An 18,358-nucleotide genomic window follows, 5' to 3' on the forward strand; every position below is an offset into this window, starting at 1 on the left:
TGCCAATTCATACTTGATTGATGAGATATGATTAAAAGTTCACTTTATTTGCAAACGAAAAAGAATCTTTATTTTTAACAAACTTTTTATGATCTGGAACGCTTTGAGTTGCTACAACTTGCGAATCTCTTGCTTTCAGTGCATCTTGAATCCCGATTGTCATAAGCTTAATAAATAGAATCGTAATAAAGAATGAAGCGAGAGTATAAAAAATAATCCACCATGAAAGATTCATTTCATTACGATTTAATCCAATAAGGCCTGCCCAATCATTAGATATAGAAACAGGTCTGAGCACTCCGTCATAGAGTTCACGCATTTGTATCCCGCCAATTACAATGTTAAGCAACGCTAAATGGATAACGAGTATGAGTGTTTGGACGATATGTTCCATGAATAACACAAATAAGCGGTCAAGTAATAAGACTCGTAAGTGTTTTTTGATAATATGAAAACGGCTAGCACCCAGTAATTGTGAACTTAAGATGTAATCTCGTTTCATAAATTCATCCACCTCTGAGGATATATATAAAGACAGTGTAGGTAGAGCGACGAAAATAAGTACGAGTACTTGATAAAACGTAAATGAAATATTTGGATCTAACCCATCGGCATTTGATGTGATTACAATATTAACGGGCGTGATGAGTATGAATGCGATAAATAGAGTTGGAATATAATAAAAAACTTCTGAGCATGCCTGGAAAAATCTCTTGAGTTTTGGAGCGTATAAACTTAAGAGGATTCCTATACATGTTCCGCATAAAATTCGAAAGAAGCTAATTGCCACGGCTAATAAAATAGTGAATTTTGCTCCTTCTACAATTTGTAAGAAAACAGACTCTCCAAAACGATCAGATCCAAAAGGCGGTATTAACGATGGTGGAAAGGGGGCCTTTCCAAGTAATTCGTTATTGTCATTGTAAAGTAACTGAGGAGGTTTTGGGATGTTATCTTTAAAGAACCAACTATAAATAAAACTAGCTGAAATAAGTATGAATAAATAAGTAAAGCCGATTAAAAAGCGTTTTGATTTCCAAATAGATTTCATAATGTTGCTCCTTTCAATTGATTTTGCCATCTATTCATCATGAATGAGATTATTTGAAAAATGGCATAAAACGGTAAAATAATCATAACAAGTATGATAAATGCAGCTGGTGGTGAAATAAACGCCTTATTAAATAAAAATTGAATAATACCTTGCATATTAAAAACAAATTCTAAAATGAATAAGTTAGACAGTAAGAAAACAAAAATCGTTTTTAAATGATGGAAGAAGTGGATAGATATATTTTTGAATAAATGAATGCATAGTATATAACTTGATGAAAGGCCTTTTCCATATGCAACCTCTACGTAATGTTTTCCATGTTCTTCTTTTATGTATAACACCATCATCCGAAACATTTGTAATGTAGGTAAGACAGCTAAAGATAAAATAGGGAGTAAATAAGCTCGATTTTCATTAAAAGAAATAATGGTGACAGGAGATTCCCCGAATTTCTGAAGTACCCATATGAAAAATATTTGCAAACAAATCATCATCATCATATCAGGGACAGCTTCTAATATGAACACAATTCGGTTTATCCATTTTTTTATATAATCTTTTGCTAAAAAATAAAAAAATGCCATGCTAGAAGATAGAAAGAGCGCAAGTAAAAAGGCTAAAAATAATACAGTAAATGAATATAGGTAAGGTTCTAAAACAGTTGGGAATAATGGTGTTTTTTTGAAACTACCAAATTTCGGGTCTGAGCCGATAACCACTAATGATTCAGGGGAGAAAATCTCTTTTAACATAGTAACGATCTGATTAAAAAAATATATTGGTTGAAAGGTAAATCCTTGTTGAGTGATAAATAAATAAGGTAAATTTAATAATAGTAAGAGTGATAAAAGAATTGATGAAAGCTTAATTGTGAATTGAGTTATTGTATGTAACATTAAATCCCTCCGACATCTTTTTACAACATTATACAATAAATCCTAATTTATTGTTTTATTTTTCTGAAAAATAAGAAATTTTTTTGGGTTTAATAATTATAATACGTAATATACATTTATATGGTAAAAATGTTATATTAAGGAGCCAGTCCCTATGTCCATCAAGCAAAATGTGCAGTATTTCCATTTTCGAGGCATTTACTTTTCTTCAGTTGATGGGAATTTGGTGCTATTCCATTGCGATCAAGTTAATAGAACTAAGTTTTCTTAAAATAAAAACCACCGAAATATAGAAGTGATTTTGAACGTAAGGAATTTGTAAGGAAGGAGTAAGAAAAAAGAGATTTTCAATGTGTATGATCAAAATATAGAGAAGAACGAGAGGGGGAATAGTTACTGTATATTTATATAAAAAAATTAATTAATGAAACTCTATGGAAGAAAAGAAGAAATTATAGAAGTGAACAGACATCTGAAGAAGAGGGATTAATCATTTATTAGGTCAGAGAGTTGTTTGTAGAAATAATTGGTGTATAGATGATTGCAAATTCAGTGTTGACTTTTATCATTGGGAGAGTTGATAGCTGTGTGGTTAGTATATGACATAGCTATCAACCATCAATACAATTTTAATAGAAGAGAGGAATTCTTTATGAAGACACGCAGTAAAATTACATGTGCAAGTCTAGCACTTTTAATAGCTGGAAGTTCCCTGTTATACATAACACCAACATCAATTGTAAAAGCAGAATCTACGCAAAATGTATCTAGTTCGTTACAAACAAGTACGCAACGCGATCGTACTTCCGTTAAGAAAGCAATACGGGATGAACTGCAACTTGGATACCCGGGAATACTCGCTCAAATTTCTAAGGGTGGTAAAACGTGGAGTTATACCGCTGGGGTAGCGGATCTGAGAACTAAGAAACCAATGAAAGCAGATTTTCGCTTTCGTATTGGCAGTGTGACGAAAACGTTCATTGCAACAGTTCTACTTCAATTATCTGGAGAGAACCGTTTGAATCTAGATGACTCCATTGAAAAATGGTTGCCTGGTGTCATTCAAGGAAACGGATATGATGGTAACCAGATTACGATCCGGCAAATATTGAATCATACAAGTGGTATTGCTGACTATATAAATTCAAAAGACTTTGATATTACGGATATAAAAAAATCGTATACGGCTGAAGAATTTGTAAAGATGGGGATTTCTCTTCCCCCAGACTTTGCTCCAGGGAAGGGGTGGTCTTATTCAAATACAGGGTACGTAATACTAGGAATCCTTATTGAAAAAGTAACAGGAAACAGCTATGCAGAAGAGGTTGAAAATCGGATTATTGAACCGCTTGATTTGTCAAATACATTCCTACCTGGCAATTCAAGCGTGATTCCAGGCACCAAGCATGCCCGTGGCTATTTGCAACTAGACGGAGCGAGTGAGCTAAAAGACGTTACTTATATTAACCCAGGTAGCTCGGATGGAGATATGATTTCCACTGCTGATGACTTAAACAAATTCTTCTCTTACTTACTCAGTGGCAAATTACTGAAGGAACAGCAACTAAAAGAAATGCTAACTACAGTTCCTACAGAAAGAGAAGGAACTGGATATGGTCTTGGAATCCTTGAAATTAAGCTTCCGAACGGTGTCTCGGTATGGGGGCACAGGGGTGCCGTTCCAGGGTTTTCAACTTTTGCTGGTGGAACACTTGGAGGCAAACATACATTCGCTATCAATTCGAACAGTTTAAATATTAATAATCCGGAATTTTTTAAAAATATTTTACTTGCTGAATTTAGCAAGTAGGCAAAAAGGAAAAACGGATAAATTTTGTCATAGTTTTTATAGTTTAAAATATGCCGTTTTGGTTCAAAAAACAACTTACTCTAAAAAATTTTGAATAAAGCAAGTTCTTAAGTCGATAGGCATGAGGTCCTGACACTTCATCATCAAACTAGGGTTTTGGAGTATCCCCTAAATAGAATTTTGTTTCTCTACAGGTAGTTAATTTGAGATGGCAGTTCATTTGTACTTTTTTTCTTAAATTGATGAGTGTTGAGAGCACCACATTACTATCGGCTTAAGAAATTTTAATATTCGTAATTAAGTACAAAAAAACGTTATCTTTTTAAGTAAGTATTTCAGGAGGGTTTTATGAAAAAGAAAATGATTACTGCACTTGGTGTTTCTGCTATAATATTGACTAATTTTGTAGGAAGTACTTATGCAGACTCGAAAACAGGAGTTTCTGTTACAGCTTCCTACAATACAAATCAAATAGCGGAATGGTTAGAAATGCATGCAAAGCCTTTAAAAACTACTAATCCAAATGCATCTTTTAATGATTTAAAACCACTTAAGAATATGGTAGGTTCAGCTTCAATTGTAGGTTTAGGTGAAGCTACGCATGGGGCTCATGAAGTTTTTACAATGAAACAACGTATTGTTAAGTATTTAGTGTCTGAAAAGGGATTTATCAACTTAGTTTTAGAAGAGGGGTGGGACCGAGCTTTAGAACTTGATCGATATGTTCTTACTGGTAAGGGAAACCCAAGCCAACATCTAACACCTGTATTTAAGACGAAAGAAATGTTAGATTTACTTGATTGGATCCGGCAATATAATGCTAATCCAAAACATAAATCTAAAATACGTATCATCGGGATGGACATTCAATCAGTAAACGAGAATGTTTATAATAATATAATAGAATATATTAAAAGAAACAATTCAAAACTTCTGCCTAGAGTAGAAGAGAAGATAAGAGGGCTTATTCCTGTAACAAAGGAAATGAATACTTTTGAGAGTCTTACGAAAGAAGAAAAAGAAAAGTATATTTCAGATGCTAAACAAATCAGTGCTTTATTAGAAGAAAATAAAAGTTATTTAAATGGGAAATCTAAAGAGTTCGCATGGATAAAACAAAATGCTCGTATTATTGAACAGTTTACTACAATGTTAGCGTCACCTCCTGATAAACCATCGGATTTTTATTTGAAACATGATATTGCAATGTATGAAAATGCGAAGTGGACGGAAGAACATTTAGGAAAAACCATTGTATGGGGACATAATGGACACGTTTCGAAAACAAATATGCTTCCTTTTATATACCCTAAAGTAGCTGGGCAACATTTAGCAGAATATTACGGAAAACGGTACGTATCTATTGGAACGTCAGTTTATGAAGGACAATACAATGTCAAGAATAGCGATGGTGAATTTGGCCCATATGGAATATTAAAATCGGATGATCCAAACAGTTATAACTACATCTTTGGACAAGTTAAAAAAGATCAATTTTTTATTGATTTACGCAAGGCAAACGGCGTGACAAAAACTTGGTTAAACGAACAACATCCAATTTTCGCTGGAATAACTACCGAAGGGCCTGATATACCAAAAACTGTTGATATATCATTAGGTAAAGCGTTTGATATACTTGTTCAAATTCAAAAAGTGAGTCCATCTCAACTACATCAATAAATTTAGAATAATGTGCCTTAATGAAGTGTTGTGTTGATGGTAGTGTTAAGTGTCAATAGAGTTGTTTAAAAATGTCAGTTAGGTTATTTTCATTAAAGGATTATTAAATGGAATAACTGTTTTCAAATTAGAGACGATGTTGGATAGAAGTACAGTATTATCAAGTTAACAAAATAAAATTCTACCTAAAATGAAAAAATACGCTATTCTTTCTATAGAATCATAGGAAAGGATGGCGTTTTTGTATTTGATCTATTATTACAATTTGCTCAAGGAATTTAAAACTTTTTATGCAAAAATACCTTACGAAATCTTACTAAAAATGTTGGTTTTGTACAATGAACCACATATTCATCAAGCTAAAGAACTAGTTATCCAAAAACTAGAAAAAGAGTGTGTTGCGAAATAAATATGAAGCAATTTTACCGCACGGAAAAGCTAAATATAGTATGTAAATGAAAGGGAATGAGGGAATTTATTTTTCGTTATGAAAAAAATTTTCTTTTTAAAACTTGATAAATGAAAAAATATTTTATATACTAATTCATGTAAACGGTTTACTAAATCGTATTTTGCTAGAAACGAAGGGAAGATTCGCATGGAAACAAGGGGGAGAGTAATCGGGATTGATATCGGTACCACAAGTACGAAAACGGTTGTATTCACTGAAAATGGTAAAGTCGTTGCATCACATGCAATTGATTACCCAATTATTCAACCGAATGTAGGATGGGCTGAGCAAGATCCTGATGTAATATGTGCCGCTGTATACAAAAGTGTAAGCGTTGCCATTGAAAAAGGTAATGTATTACCAGAAGATATTTCTTCAATCGGTATTAGTACAGCTATGCACGCATTAATTGCAGTAGATGAAAATGGTGCGCCATTAACGCGTTCTATCATTTGGGCAGATAATCGAAGTACGAAGCAATCAGAAAAATTATTACAACAAATGAATGGGCATGAAATTTATAGACGTACAGGTACACCGATTCATCCGATGTCACCACTTTCTAAATTGTTATGGATGAAAGAAGAGGAACCAGAGTTATATACAAGTGCCTATAAATTCATTTCCATTAAAGAGTATGTGATTTACCAATTATTTTCACGCTACGTAGTTGATTATTCGATTGCTTCTGCTACGGGGTTATTTAATTTAGAAACATTAAACTGGGATGAAAATGTTTTAACTATGTTACATATGTCACCAGAACAATTATCAACCCCTGTACCAACTACATATATTTTATCAGGTATGAAGCCAGAATTAGCACAGAAGATGGGGATAAGTGCAGAAACACCAATTGTCATCGGAGCAAGTGATGGGGTTCTTGCAAATGTAGGAGTTGGTGCGATATCACCGGGTGCGGCTGCAATTACGATTGGAACGAGTGGTGCGGTTCGAACAATCTCATCAAATATAAATACAGATGAGAAAGGGAGAACGTTTTGTTACGCATTAACAGATGAGCACTGGGTAATCGGTGGTCCAACGAATAACGGCGGAATATTACTTAGGTGGTTACGTGATGAATTTGGTAGCCCGGAACAAGAGGTAGCGAGGAAGCTTGGGATTGATCCTTATGATTTATTAATTAAGTATGCGGAAAGTGTACCAGCTGGAGCAGATGGATTACTATTTTTACCGTTTCTATCTGGAGAACGTGCACCCTACTGGAATGCAAATGCTCGAGGTACATTCTTTGGGATAAACCTTCAGCACAAACGAGAACATTTTATACGAGCAGTTATGGAAGGTGTCTGTATGAGTGTATATTCAGTTGCACTTGCAATCCGTGATTGTACAGGACCACTTACTGAAATACGTGTTTCAGGAGGATTTGCGAAGTCTGCATTTTGGAGACAAATGCTCTCCGATATGATGGGAAAAGAATTGCTTGTTCCTGAAAGTCATGAAGCATCTGCGCTTGGGGCAGCGGCAGTTGCTTTATATGCTGTAGGAAAAATTGATTCTCTTGAAGAGGTAAAGGATTGGATTGATATTGTCCATCACCATGTACCAAATAAAGAAAATACGGCTATTTATTTAGAAATGTTTTATATGTATGAACGACTTTACAATCGCTTGAAAGAAGAATTTGATTGTATAGCTGCTTTCCAACGTAAACAATAGGGGGATTGGGAGAAATGGTAGTTGGGATCGTACTAGCGGCAGTTGTCATACTACTTCTACTTATTACAGTAGTGAAATGGCATCCATTTGTCGCATTAATTTTAACAGCAATCGGAGTTGGGCTAGCAATGGGGATGCCCTTGGTTGCAACTTCACCACAACATCCAGGGATTATTGATTCTATTAAATCGGGTCTTGGAAGTACGTTAGGGTTTTTAGCAATTGTTTTAGCATTAGGAACGATGCTTGGGAAAATGATGGCCGAATCTGGCGGTGCTGAACGAATTGCTAACACATTAATTGATCGTTTTGGGAAGAAACGTGTTCACTGGGCAATGATGTTTGTTGCATTTTTAGTAGGGATTCCGGTGTTTTTCCAAGTTGGATTTGTACTATTAATTCCATTAGTATTTACAATCGCCATAGAAACAGGGGTATCACTTATTACAATCGGTATTCCGCTTGTAGCAGGTCTTTCAGTTGTACATGGACTTGTTCCACCACATCCAGCAGCGATGGCAGCGGTAGGTATTTTTAAAGCAGATGTAGGGAAGACAATTTTATATGCATTAATTGTCGGACTTCCAACTGCAATTATTTCGGGGCCGCTTTACGGAAAATGGATCGGTGCTCGTATACATAAAGAAGTGCCGTTAGATATAGCGGAGCAATTTATTGAAAGAGATAAGAAGAAAGAACTTCCTAGCTTCGGAAATACATTGTTTACTATTTTACTTCCAGTATTTCTTATGCTTGGTGCATCCATTGCTGAAGTAGCGTTACATAAAACGAGTCAACTTGCACAAGTGTTACACTTTATTGGAGATCCAATAGTCGCTTTATTAATTGCAACGATTTATTCTTTCTTTAGTCTTGGTTATGCAAAAGGATTTTCTAAAGATAAAGTATTACAATTTACAAATGATTGCTTAGGGCCAATTGCAAATATACTGTTAGTAATTGGTGCTGGTGGTGCGTTTAATAAGGTGTTATTAGATTCTGGAATTGGTACTACAATTGCTGAAATGGCGAAAGAATCACATATTTCACCAATATTACTTGGATGGGGAATTGCAGCACTTATCCGAGTTGCAACGGGATCAGCTACTGTTTCTATGATGACAGCAGCTGGAATTGTAGCACCGATTGCAGCAAGTACACCTGGGGTAAATGTTGAACTACTAGCACTTGCAACAGGCGCAGGTTCATTAATTTTATCACACGTGAATGATTCGGGATTTTGGATGATTAAAGAATATTTCGGAATGACTGTGAAAGAAACATTATTAACATGGACCGCAATGGAGACGATACTATCAGTTGTAGCACTTGGATTAATTTCGATATTAAATATATTTGTATAGAATGGGAGATTGATTAATATGAAACTAGGTTTAATTGGATTAGGAAAAATGGGATTCCCATTAGCTGAACACTTACATGAAGACAAGCATGAAGTAGTTGTATACGATGTAAATAAAGAGCTTGTAGAAAAGGCAGGAAAACTAGGAATTACTGCACGTCATACATTAAAAGAAATGATCGCTGAATTAGAAGCTCCTCGTACGATCTGGGTAATGGTGCCTGCAGGAGAAGTTGTAGAGTCAGTATTAAAAGATGTGTATCCGTTATTAGATGAAGGTGATATCGTTATTGAAGGTGGAAATTCATTCTATAAAGATACGTTACGCCGTGCTGAAGAAGCAAAAAGCTTCGGATTACATTATGTAGATATCGGTACATCTGGCGGTGTAGAAGGAGCTAGATACGGTGCTTGTTTAATGGTTGGTGGAGAAAAAGAAATTTATGACCAATTAGAACCTTTATTTAAAGATTTAGCAGTAGAAAATGGCTATTCTTATGCTGGCCGCGTTGGTAGTGGTCATTTCTTAAAAATGGTTCATAACGGTATTGAGTACGGCATGATGCAAGCAATCGCTGAAGGATTTGAAGTACTAGATAAGAGTGACTTTGATTTCAATTATGAAGATGTTGCAAAAGTATGGGCGAACGGATCAGTAATCCGCGGTTGGTTAATGGACTTAACTGAAAAAGCATTTGCAGATGATCCTAAACTTGATGGCATTAAAGGTGTAATGAACTCTTCAGGAGAAGGGAAATGGACTGTTGAAACTGCGCTTGAGTTACAAGCAGCGGCACCAGTAATCGCGATGTCATTATTTATGCGCTATCGTTCTCAGGAAGATGATACATTCCATGGAAAAGTAGTTTCAGCACTACGTAATCAGTTCGGTGGACATGAAGTTGTAAAAAAATAAGGATGTTTTTGAAAAGAAACTTGTGCATAAGCGCAAGTTTCTTTTTTATAGTTTAAGAAATTACTAATTTAAAAATACCAATCAATCATCGTTTTTTTGTCACAAATGACAGCTTCAACATTCATTGATTGAACAATATATTCTATATTTTCTTCTTTAGCTAATAATAAGGTTGTAAAGGAATCGTATATACTCATAAACGCATACTCATTGTCTTCTCCAGTAATAATTAACTCATTATTGCTAATGTCCCAAATATCTAATGGAGTAGTATTATTTACCTGTAATAATCCGTTTGTATCAAGAATTGGTTCAGAGAAATATAGATTTTTTGCACCTTTAGAACCGAGGAGTTTAAGTAATTTGTGTAATAAAAATATAGACGTATAATCTTCTGTTGGATAATAAAGATCTTTTTTAAAATTTGAATGTAGCTTTTCAGCTAAATCCTCTCTTTTATATTCTTCTGAAAGGGCACTAATGGAAGTCAACATGGCCATTGCTAGGTCTGCGTATGAATGTAATCCACTAGAAGACATCATTTCCTTCCAAGAAACGGATTTCCCATTATGAATGATTTCTTCAGCGCTAGGATAGATGTGCTCATATGGTCTTTTTCTCACAGACTTTTCCCATCCTAAAGGCATTTGGATAAAAGGATGTAGCAATATAGCTGCAGATTTAAAGTTTCTTGGTAGTTGTTCTAAAATTGGTGATTTGTCATCTAGCCAAATGTAATCCAACAAAATATAACCTCCTCTTAGACTTTGAAATGTACGGATTCCCGTATTATGTTTTTTGTATTGATTGTATCAAATATAAAGCGAAGCATGAAATATGTCCCAACATAAAAGTAAGAATAAATAAAATGAAGTTTTCATAAATAGTAAAAGGGTGCTTATGTCATCAGTATAGCTAAAAAATGTTGTTACATATGAGAAGAGCGTGTTAATAAAATATGAGGTGGTTAAATGGGAAATGAGCAAGTGAAGAGTACTAGGGAAGAAAAAAAGTTATGTCTTTGTATGATCGTCAAAAATGAGTCTAGAATTATGGAAAGATGTTTAAATGCAACAAAATCAATTGTAGATTATGTTTCTATTTGTGATACTGGATCGACGGATAATACGCCTGAAATTATAGAAAATTGGTGTAAGGAAAATGAGATACCTGGGACAGTTCATCATGAGCCGTTTAAAAACTTTGGTTATAACAGAAGCTTAGCAGTTTCATTAGCGCAAAAAACATATCCAGAAGCGGATTATTTATTAATATTAGATGCGGATATGATTTTAGAGGTTGATCCGAATTTCGATAAAACGAGCTTAACGGAAGATCATTATCTTACATTGCAATATGATGTTCATATTAAATATTGGCTTACACGTCTATTAAAAGCTTCTTTACCATGGAAATCTGTCGGTGTTACTCATGAGTATTGGGATATAGATCGTTCAAAAGTTGGAGCGAATTACAATACGAGGGTAGATCGGTTAGAGACTCTTGTCGTGAATGATCCCGGAGATGGCGGGAGTAAAGCTGATAAATTTGAAAGAGATGAGAGGTTGTTGTTACAAGGAATAAACGACCCAGAAACAACGCCAGATTTGCATATAAGATATTTATTTTATTTAGCCCAAACTTATTTTCATTTAAGTCAATTTGAAGATTCGATTAAATGGTATAAAAAACGAGTGGAAGCAGGGGGTTGGGTTGAAGAGGTATTCTATTCGTTATTGCGAATAGGATTTTGTTATGAGCAGTTAGCAAATCGTTCAGCAAATAAACAAAATGAAGTGACAGATGCTGATGAAAAAGAAAATGTTAAAGGGCAAGAAGAGCAATATTTAGCATTAGCTGTTTTTTATTTTCAAAAAGCGTGGGAATATAGACCAACTCGGGCTGAACCATTATACCAACTTGCAAGGTTGTATCGATTACGATCTCAAAACAATATTGCTTTGATGTATGCTCTGCAAGGGAAGGAAATTCCTTTTCCAAAGGATGATCTTTTATTTGTAGATTATCATGTGTATGATTACTTATTTGACTATGAAATTTCTATTAGTGCTTTCTATATACCTCATAAAAAACATTTAGGGGCCGTGTCGCAAAAGTATTTGGAATCGATTAAAGAAGAGATTCCATTTCATATAGCAAATGTAGTAGAGAATAATGCGAAATTTTATTAAATACATTTTCGGTTAAAGGAGTAGTGGAGTAATCATGGAATTAATGCGATGGGCGATTGAACTAGGAGAATCGGTGCATGGAAATACGTATGAAGAATTGATGCCACTACTAGACTATTATTATGATCGTGATCATTTAAAAGCGTATTGTATCGCAAATCTTCTTTTAAACATGGATGTATTAGATGAACATCGTGAAAGAATCGAATTAAGAAGATGCATCGCTGCTTATTATGCTGGATTATATAAAGTAGCAAGAAAACATGCAAATGAGTTAGTACTTAAACATCCGGATGTAGATTTATATAAAAATAATTTAAAATTAATGGAAGCTTATTTGAATAAAGAATATGATTATTGTCTTTTTATATGCCCAAAGACATACGGTAGTTTCATAGATGTTGCGCGAGCTTTAAAGTGGCGGTTGGAGCAGGAGGGAAATACGGTAATTATATCAGAAACAATACTGGAAAATGTAAAGAATACAGTTGTTTTTGGAGCACATACATACGCATATAACCCGAATCTTCTTCCGAAAGATGCAATTATTTATAATTTAGAACAGCTATACGAAGGAAGTCCATATGCGCACCCCCTTTATTTAATATTATTAAAAGATAGAGTGATTTGGGATTATAGTAAACAAAATATAGAATGGCTAAAACAAAAAGGGGTAGGAAAAGAAATAAAACATGTAAAAATGAACTATGCTCCAACTTTGGAAATAAAAAAAGATGCATTTGAAGATGACATTACTGAAGATATTGATATTCTGTTTATAGGTGCTCTTAATCCGAGGCGGCAAGCTATTTTTGATCATCTAAAAGCGATTGCCCCAAATTTAAATATAGTTTTTAAAAATAATGCGTGGGGAATTGTTAGAAATGAATTGATTGCTAGAGCTAAAATTATATTAAATATTCATTTTTACTTATCAGGAATTCTTGAAACACCTCGCGTGTCTTATGCAGTCGCAAATAAGAAATTTATTATTTCCGAAAATAGTAATCCAGAAGATGAGGTAGAGTGGCCGGGAATTGTATTTACTCCGTACGAAAAAATAATTGAAAACGTAATGAAATATATAGAATTACCAGAAGAACGGAAAAAATTAGCGGGAAAAGCATATAATCATTTTGAAGCAAATGAAAGTTTAGGTACATTGAGTCTGAGAGATGAAACGAAGTAATTGTGCGAAACTCATACGAAAGTATGAGTTCTTTTTTGTTTATCATACTATTTTATGAAACAAGTTAACTCTTTATATTGTGTTTTGTATAGAAATTTCTGATAATATATAAGTAGAACTTGAAAACAAAGGGGAGAAATAATCATGAAACTAGTCGTTATTAACGGTACACCAAGAAAATTTGGTAGAACTCGCGTGGTGGCAAAATATATTGCGGATCAATTTGAAGGGGAATTATATGATTTAGCAATTGAGGAGTTACCTTTATACAATGGAGAAGAGTCACAACGTGATTTAGAGGCAGTAAAAAAATTGAAAACGTTAGTGAAAGCTGCGGATGGGGTTGTATTATGTACACCAGAATATCATAATGCGATGAGCGGTGCGCTGAAAAACTCTTTAGATTACTTAAGTAGTAGTGAATTTATTCATAAACCAGTTGCGTTGTTAGCGGTTGCTGGTGGCGGTAAAGGTGGAATAAATGCATTAAACAGCATGCGAACGGTCGCTAGAGGTGTTTATGCAAATGCCATTCCAAAACAAGTTGTGCTTGATGGATTACATGTGCAAGATGGTGAACTTGGGGAAGATGCCAAACCATTAATTCATGATGTAGTTAAAGAATTAAAAGCATATATGAGCGTATATAAAGAGGTGAAAAAGCAACTAGGAGTGGAGTGATATGTCCTCACTTTATCATGATTCTCGCTTGTATTACATTCTAGGGGCCAATAGTCTATCTGCTATTGGTTCCGGGATTGTTATGATAACGATTCCGTGGCTGTTAATTAAAGAGAGTGGAGGAGAGACAACGTTTGGTTATGTTTCTATCATTGCAACCCTCATTATGTTTTTATTAACACCATTCATTGGGCAAAGTATTGATCGTTTTTCAAGAAAATCTTTATTGCTATGTAACGAAGGAATCGGAATTGCTGTAATTGGAATAATGGTTATATGGGGATTTGCGGGGCAACCTTATCATTCTATTCACTATATTCTTATTTATATAGCCGGATCATTCTACTATTTATTATTTTATCCTACAATATTTGCGTTCAACCAAGAGATATTTCAAGCGGAACATTATAAAAGTTTAAGTGGAACGATGGAAATACAAGGACAGTTAACACAAGTTATTTCTGGAGCGGCCGCGAGCTTCTTAATTGAAATTGTATCTTTGAAGTGGATTTTGTTAGTAGACATGTTAACTTTTGCTGGAGCATTTTTTCTTTTCTTATGTATACCGTACGTAAAGAAAAAAGAAGTGAAAAGAAAAATAACATTTAAGAAGCAATTGTTTGAAGGAATTCACTTTATGAAAAAACGTCCTAAGCTCTTTTGGTTCTTACTGGCTACTTATATGCCGTTTATAGGTGTCATGATGGCAAATTATTTAATACCCGTGTATATTTCGGATATACTCAAAGCCAATGCCTCTGTATACGCAATAGAGGGCACGATGTATGGTGTCGGAGCGGTTGCTGCAGGAATCTGTATTCCACTCATAATGAAATATGTCAAAACAGAAGTTTCAATCGTTATGACGATGTTCATTTATGTAATTTCAATTACCGCAATGAGTATTGAACCTTCCGTAATGTTGTTATATGGACTAGCGATTTTTCATGCAATTGGAAATGCGGGGACAAGAGTGGCGAGAAATGTATTGATGATGGAGGAAATTCCAAATGAAGTAATGGGACGTGTAGACAGCTTATTTCGCCTAATTGGTACTGGAATACGCATTGTATTATTAATGTTGTTTACAGCGGGTGTATCTAAAGCCGGAGTCATGCTGCCGTTTTACGTATTAAGCTGCATATTGATCTTCTCATTAGGAATCGCTATTTATTATGTACTATCACAACGTAAAGTAGCGGCGAATGTTTCTAATAAATCAATCGTTTGAAAAAACACTTCTGCCTCCCTTTCTTTTTCTATATAATAAAAAGAAAGGGAGTGAATACTTATTTATGAACAAATGGATCTTTCTTATAATTTTATTATTACCGCCACTATACATCATTTATATGACGTTTCGAATGAACAAAGTTGCTCGTGAAAAGTTGAGCTATCACTCTCCGTACGTTCTTATACTGGGTGCAAAGTTATTTGGAGATAGACCGTCTTTATCTCTTCAAAATCGTTTGGATGTAGCGTTGGAGTATTTATTTTCCCATCCTGAAGCGAAAGTAATTGTTTCAGGTGGTCAAGGAGAAGATGAAGATATACCGGAAGCTCACAGTATGAGAATCTATTTAATGGTACACGGTATAGATGAGAGTCGTATTTTAATGGAAGACCGTTCGACAAATACGTATGAAAATTTGAAGTTTAGTATGGATTTATTTGATGTAAAACATGCGGTAGTTGTCAGTAATACGTATCATTTATATCGAACAAAAATAATTGCAAGGCGTTTAGGAATAAAGATGGAGGCATTAGCTGCAGAAACGCCAATGCGTTCTAAGAGAAAAATGTATGTGCGTGAATATGCTGCTATTATGAAAACAATATTGTTCGACCGTTAGAGCTCAAATGTGAGCTCTTTTTTATATAGAAATAATGCGTATCATTTGAAATGAATTCCATATTCCATCAAAATAAAGGAAACAATAATAAAGGAGTTGTATTTGTGATTCAATTTAATCATGTGTCAAAAGCGTATGAAGATGGCACAAAAGCAGTGGATTCATTGCATTTAGAAATTAAAAAAGGAGAATTTTTTGTTCTCATTGGTCCGAGTGGTTGCGGGAAAACAACGACAATGAAGATGATTAATCGTTTGATTGAAACGACAGAAGGTTCAATTTTAATCGATGGAAAAGATATTCAACAATATAATATAAATGAATTACGTTGGAATATAGGATACGTGTTGCAGCAAATTGCTTTATTTCCACATATGACAATCGCTGAAAATATTGCAGTTGTTCCTGAAATGAGAAAATGGAGCAAAAAAGAAATAAAAGCACGTGTCGATGACTTGCTACAGATGGTTGGGCTCGATCCAGATGTATATCGTGATCGTATGCCTGATGAATTGTCAGGAGGGCAAAAACAACGTGTCGGTGTCGTACGGGCATTAGCCGCAAATCCGAAAATTGTTCTTATGGACGAACCATTTAGTGCGTTAGATCCGTTAAGCAGGGAGCAACTTCAGAAGGATATCGTACAACTGCAAAAAAAGATTCAAAAAACGATCGTGTTTGTAACGCACGATATGCAAGAGGCATTATCACTTGGTGATCGCATTTGTGTAATGAGAGCAGGAAAAGTTGTTCAATTAGATACACCTGAAGGTATTATACATAATCCGAAAAATGAGTTTGTTGAGGAGTTCATTGGAAATCGTGGGCGACAATGGTATGAGGGAATAATTATAGAAGATGTAATGCCACTAGACGATCATACACGAATAGAAGGAGCTGCTTTATCTTTACATGCTCCTTTACAAGAAGCACTAGTCCGTTTACAAACTGAAGAATCAGTGCCGGTTGAAAAAGATGGTCAATATGTTGGTATGTTAACAAGTCGTCATATTGTCAATTATATTGTTGAACAAATGAAGGAGAGAGGCTAAACAGTGACTGATTTTATTCAAACGTTCCAAGAAAGAAAAATAGAATTGCTAAGTGCATTAAGTGAGCATTTACAAATATCGCTTATTTCACTATTTTTTGCAGTAATTATTGCAGTGCCACTTGGCATTATATTAACGAGAAAAGAACGAATGGCTGAATTTATAATAGGGACTTCTGCTGTTATGCAGACAGTGCCCTCACTTGCTTTACTTGGACTATTAATTCCGTTAGTAGGAATTGGAAAACTGCCAGCTATAATCGCATTAGTTGTGTATGCACTATTACCTATTTTACGAAATACATATACAGGAATACGGGAATTAGATGAATCACTTATAGAAGCGGCGAGAGCTATGGGGATGAATAGCTGGAAAAGGTTATGGAAGGTAGAGCTTCCGCTCGCGTTGCCAATTATTATGGCTGGTATTCGTACAGCGATGGTATTAATTGTTGGAACGGCTACATTAGCTGCTTTAATAGGTGCTGGTGGGCTCGGTAAGCTCATACTACTCGGGATCGATCGAAATGACCATGCGCTTATCATTTTAGGGGCCGTACCAGCTGCGTTACTCGCTTTATTCTTTGATATAGTACTTCGCATACTTGAGAGTCCCAAACGCTCTTCTAAGCGCGTTATATTGACGATATGTATAGTTGTAGTTATGATTGCTACTCCATTTCTATGGAATACACAAAAGAAAGATATAGTTATTGCTGGAAAACTTGGATCGGAGCCAGAAATTTTAATTCAAATGTACAAACAACTTATTGAACAGGATACAGATTTACAAGTAGAATTAAAGCCGGGTCTTGGGAAAACAGCATTTGTATTTGAAGCGTTAAAATCAGGTGAAGTAGATATATACCCAGAATTTTCAGGAACAGCCTTATCTACTTTCGTGAAAGAAGAACCGAAAAGCACAAATCGTGAGGAAGTATATGAACAAGCTCGCGTTGGAATGGAAAAAAAATATAATATGGTTATGTTAAATCCAATGGAGTATAACAATACATATGCACTAGCGATGCCGAAAAAAATAGCAGATCAAAAGAATATAAATACAATTTCTGATTTAGGAAATATTGCACAGGAAGCTAAAGTAGGATTTACATTAGAATTTGCAGATCGTGAAGATGGTTATAAAGGAATGCAAAAGTTATATAACTATAAGTTTTTAAATGTTAAAACGATGGAACCGAAACTGCGTTATAGTGCAATTCAATCTGGTGATGTGAACGTAATCGATGCATATTCAACGGATAGTGAATTGGAGCAATACGGACTTAAAGTGCTAAAAGATGATAAAGGATTATTCCCACCTTATCAAGGTGCGCCGTTATTAAGAAAAGAGACATTACAAAAATATCCTGAACTTGAAAAAGTATTAAATAAATTAGCTGGAAAGATTACAGATGAAGAAATGCGAAAAATGAATTATGAAGTAAATGTGAATGGTAAAAGTAGTGAAGAAGTAGCGAAACAATTTTTACAAAAAGAGAATTTACTTCGTTAATTTTACAAGAAATATACAAT

Annotated in this window: 15 protein-coding genes; 12 read left to right on the forward strand and 3 right to left on the reverse strand. The window is 34.7% G+C overall.

Going from position 1 to position 18,358, the window contains the following annotated elements; genetic code table 11:
• Nucleotides 1-31 precede the first annotated feature (31 nt).
• Both JDS95_RS09160 and JDS95_RS09165 read right to left on the reverse strand, forming a co-directional pair.
• Nucleotides 32-1,051: an ABC transporter permease gene (locus JDS95_RS09160; protein ID WP_131229190.1), complete on the reverse strand. Its 1,020-nt coding sequence runs from the start codon at nucleotides 1,049-1,051 to the stop codon at nucleotides 32-34.
• Complete coding sequence (locus JDS95_RS09165) at nucleotides 1,048-1,950, reverse strand: ABC transporter permease subunit (RefSeq protein WP_199690420.1); 903 nt, start codon at nucleotides 1,948-1,950, stop codon at nucleotides 1,048-1,050. Before JDS95_RS09165 ends, JDS95_RS09160 begins: the two co-directional genes overlap by 4 nt.
• Before the next feature lie 652 nt (nucleotides 1,951-2,602).
• Here JDS95_RS09165 and JDS95_RS09170 point away from each other — a divergent pair.
• The 5 genes from JDS95_RS09170 to gnd all read left to right on the forward strand — a co-directional run bounded on the left by JDS95_RS09170 (nucleotide 2,603) and on the right by gnd (nucleotide 9,856).
• Complete coding sequence (locus JDS95_RS09170; RefSeq protein WP_000857789.1) at nucleotides 2,603-3,760, forward strand: serine hydrolase domain-containing protein; 1,158 nt, start codon at nucleotides 2,603-2,605, stop codon at nucleotides 3,758-3,760.
• A gap of 348 nt (nucleotides 3,761-4,108) precedes the next feature.
• Entirely contained in the window at nucleotides 4,109-5,440 is a 1,332-nt protein-coding gene (locus tag JDS95_RS09175; protein ID WP_000728412.1) for an erythromycin esterase family protein, read from the forward strand.
• Between the two features lie 598 nt (nucleotides 5,441-6,038).
• Nucleotides 6,039-7,577 carry a gluconokinase gene (gntK, locus tag JDS95_RS09180; RefSeq protein WP_000450021.1) on the forward strand — a complete coding sequence of 513 codons (1,539 nt, stop codon included), beginning with the start codon at nucleotides 6,039-6,041 and terminating at the stop codon, nucleotides 7,575-7,577.
• A gap of 14 nt (nucleotides 7,578-7,591) precedes the next feature.
• Nucleotides 7,592-8,941 (forward strand): GntP family permease, encoded by a 1,350-nt coding sequence (locus tag JDS95_RS09185; RefSeq protein WP_016108313.1) that lies wholly within the window; start codon nucleotides 7,592-7,594, stop codon nucleotides 8,939-8,941.
• Nucleotides 8,942-8,959: 18 nt separating this feature from the next.
• A complete protein-coding gene (gene gnd / locus JDS95_RS09190; RefSeq protein ID WP_000765981.1) occupies nucleotides 8,960-9,856 on the forward strand; it encodes a phosphogluconate dehydrogenase (NAD(+)-dependent, decarboxylating) in 897 nt (298 codons plus the stop codon).
• 68 nt (nucleotides 9,857-9,924) lie between these two features.
• On the opposite strand, the gene JDS95_RS09195 is transcribed toward gnd, so the two are convergent.
• Nucleotides 9,925-10,602, reverse strand: coding sequence for a DUF2711 family protein (locus tag JDS95_RS09195; protein ID WP_199690422.1), 678 nt, complete (start codon nucleotides 10,600-10,602; stop codon nucleotides 9,925-9,927).
• A 225-nt stretch (nucleotides 10,603-10,827) separates the two neighbouring features.
• Here JDS95_RS09195 and JDS95_RS09200 point away from each other — a divergent pair, with 225 nt between their 5' ends.
• From JDS95_RS09200 to JDS95_RS09230, 7 genes are all read left to right on the forward strand, one after another.
• A complete protein-coding gene (locus JDS95_RS09200; protein WP_000526216.1) occupies nucleotides 10,828-12,048 on the forward strand; it encodes a glycosyltransferase in 1,221 nt (406 codons plus the stop codon).
• A gap of 34 nt (nucleotides 12,049-12,082) precedes the next feature.
• Complete coding sequence (locus JDS95_RS09205) at nucleotides 12,083-13,237, forward strand: CgeB family protein (RefSeq protein ID WP_000422334.1); 1,155 nt, start codon at nucleotides 12,083-12,085, stop codon at nucleotides 13,235-13,237.
• 144 nt (nucleotides 13,238-13,381) lie between these two features.
• Nucleotides 13,382-13,918, forward strand: coding sequence for an NADPH-dependent FMN reductase (locus tag JDS95_RS09210; protein ID WP_000780355.1), 537 nt, complete (start codon nucleotides 13,382-13,384; stop codon nucleotides 13,916-13,918).
• 1 nt (nucleotide 13,919) lies between these two features.
• Nucleotides 13,920-15,149 (forward strand): MFS transporter, encoded by a 1,230-nt coding sequence (locus JDS95_RS09215; RefSeq protein WP_199690424.1) that lies wholly within the window; start codon nucleotides 13,920-13,922, stop codon nucleotides 15,147-15,149.
• 64 nt (nucleotides 15,150-15,213) lie between these two features.
• Nucleotides 15,214-15,771, forward strand: a complete 558-nt coding sequence (locus JDS95_RS09220; RefSeq protein WP_001045712.1) for a YdcF family protein — start codon at nucleotides 15,214-15,216, stop codon at nucleotides 15,769-15,771.
• Between the two features lie 104 nt (nucleotides 15,772-15,875).
• Nucleotides 15,876-16,823: an ABC transporter ATP-binding protein gene (locus JDS95_RS09225; protein ID WP_000614062.1), complete on the forward strand. Its 948-nt coding sequence runs from the start codon at nucleotides 15,876-15,878 to the stop codon at nucleotides 16,821-16,823.
• A 3-nt stretch (nucleotides 16,824-16,826) separates the two neighbouring features.
• Entirely contained in the window at nucleotides 16,827-18,338 is a 1,512-nt protein-coding gene (locus JDS95_RS09230; protein WP_000129124.1) for an ABC transporter permease/substrate-binding protein, read from the forward strand.
• Nucleotides 18,339-18,358 lie beyond the last annotated feature (20 nt).

The organism is Bacillus cereus group sp. N24, assembly GCF_016483345.1.
GTDB lineage: Bacteria > Bacillota > Bacilli > Bacillales > Bacillaceae_G > Bacillus_A > Bacillus_A toyonensis.

What these genes read in the sequence shown, in the direction of transcription:
- JDS95_RS09215 (WP_199690424.1), top strand. Translation starts at nt 13,920, where the DNA reads ATGTCCTCACTTTATCATGATTCTCGCTTGTATTACATTCTAGGGGCC.
- JDS95_RS09165 (WP_199690420.1), bottom strand. Translation starts at nt 1,950, where the DNA reads ATGTTACATACAATAACTCAATTCACAATTAAGCTTTCATCAATTCTT.
- JDS95_RS09205 (WP_000422334.1), top strand. Translation starts at nt 12,083, where the DNA reads ATGGAATTAATGCGATGGGCGATTGAACTAGGAGAATCGGTGCATGGA.
- JDS95_RS09175 (WP_000728412.1), top strand. Translation starts at nt 4,109, where the DNA reads ATGAAAAAGAAAATGATTACTGCACTTGGTGTTTCTGCTATAATATTG.
- gntK (WP_000450021.1), top strand. Translation starts at nt 6,039, where the DNA reads ATGGAAACAAGGGGGAGAGTAATCGGGATTGATATCGGTACCACAAGT.
- JDS95_RS09185 (WP_016108313.1), top strand. Translation starts at nt 7,592, where the DNA reads ATGGTAGTTGGGATCGTACTAGCGGCAGTTGTCATACTACTTCTACTT.
- gnd (WP_000765981.1), top strand. Translation starts at nt 8,960, where the DNA reads ATGAAACTAGGTTTAATTGGATTAGGAAAAATGGGATTCCCATTAGCT.
- JDS95_RS09160 (WP_131229190.1), bottom strand. Translation starts at nt 1,051, where the DNA reads ATGAAATCTATTTGGAAATCAAAACGCTTTTTAATCGGCTTTACTTAT.
- JDS95_RS09200 (WP_000526216.1), top strand. Translation starts at nt 10,828, where the DNA reads ATGGGAAATGAGCAAGTGAAGAGTACTAGGGAAGAAAAAAAGTTATGT.
- JDS95_RS09210 (WP_000780355.1), top strand. Translation starts at nt 13,382, where the DNA reads ATGAAACTAGTCGTTATTAACGGTACACCAAGAAAATTTGGTAGAACT.
- JDS95_RS09220 (WP_001045712.1), top strand. Translation starts at nt 15,214, where the DNA reads ATGAACAAATGGATCTTTCTTATAATTTTATTATTACCGCCACTATAC.
- JDS95_RS09170 (WP_000857789.1), top strand. Translation starts at nt 2,603, where the DNA reads ATGAAGACACGCAGTAAAATTACATGTGCAAGTCTAGCACTTTTAATA.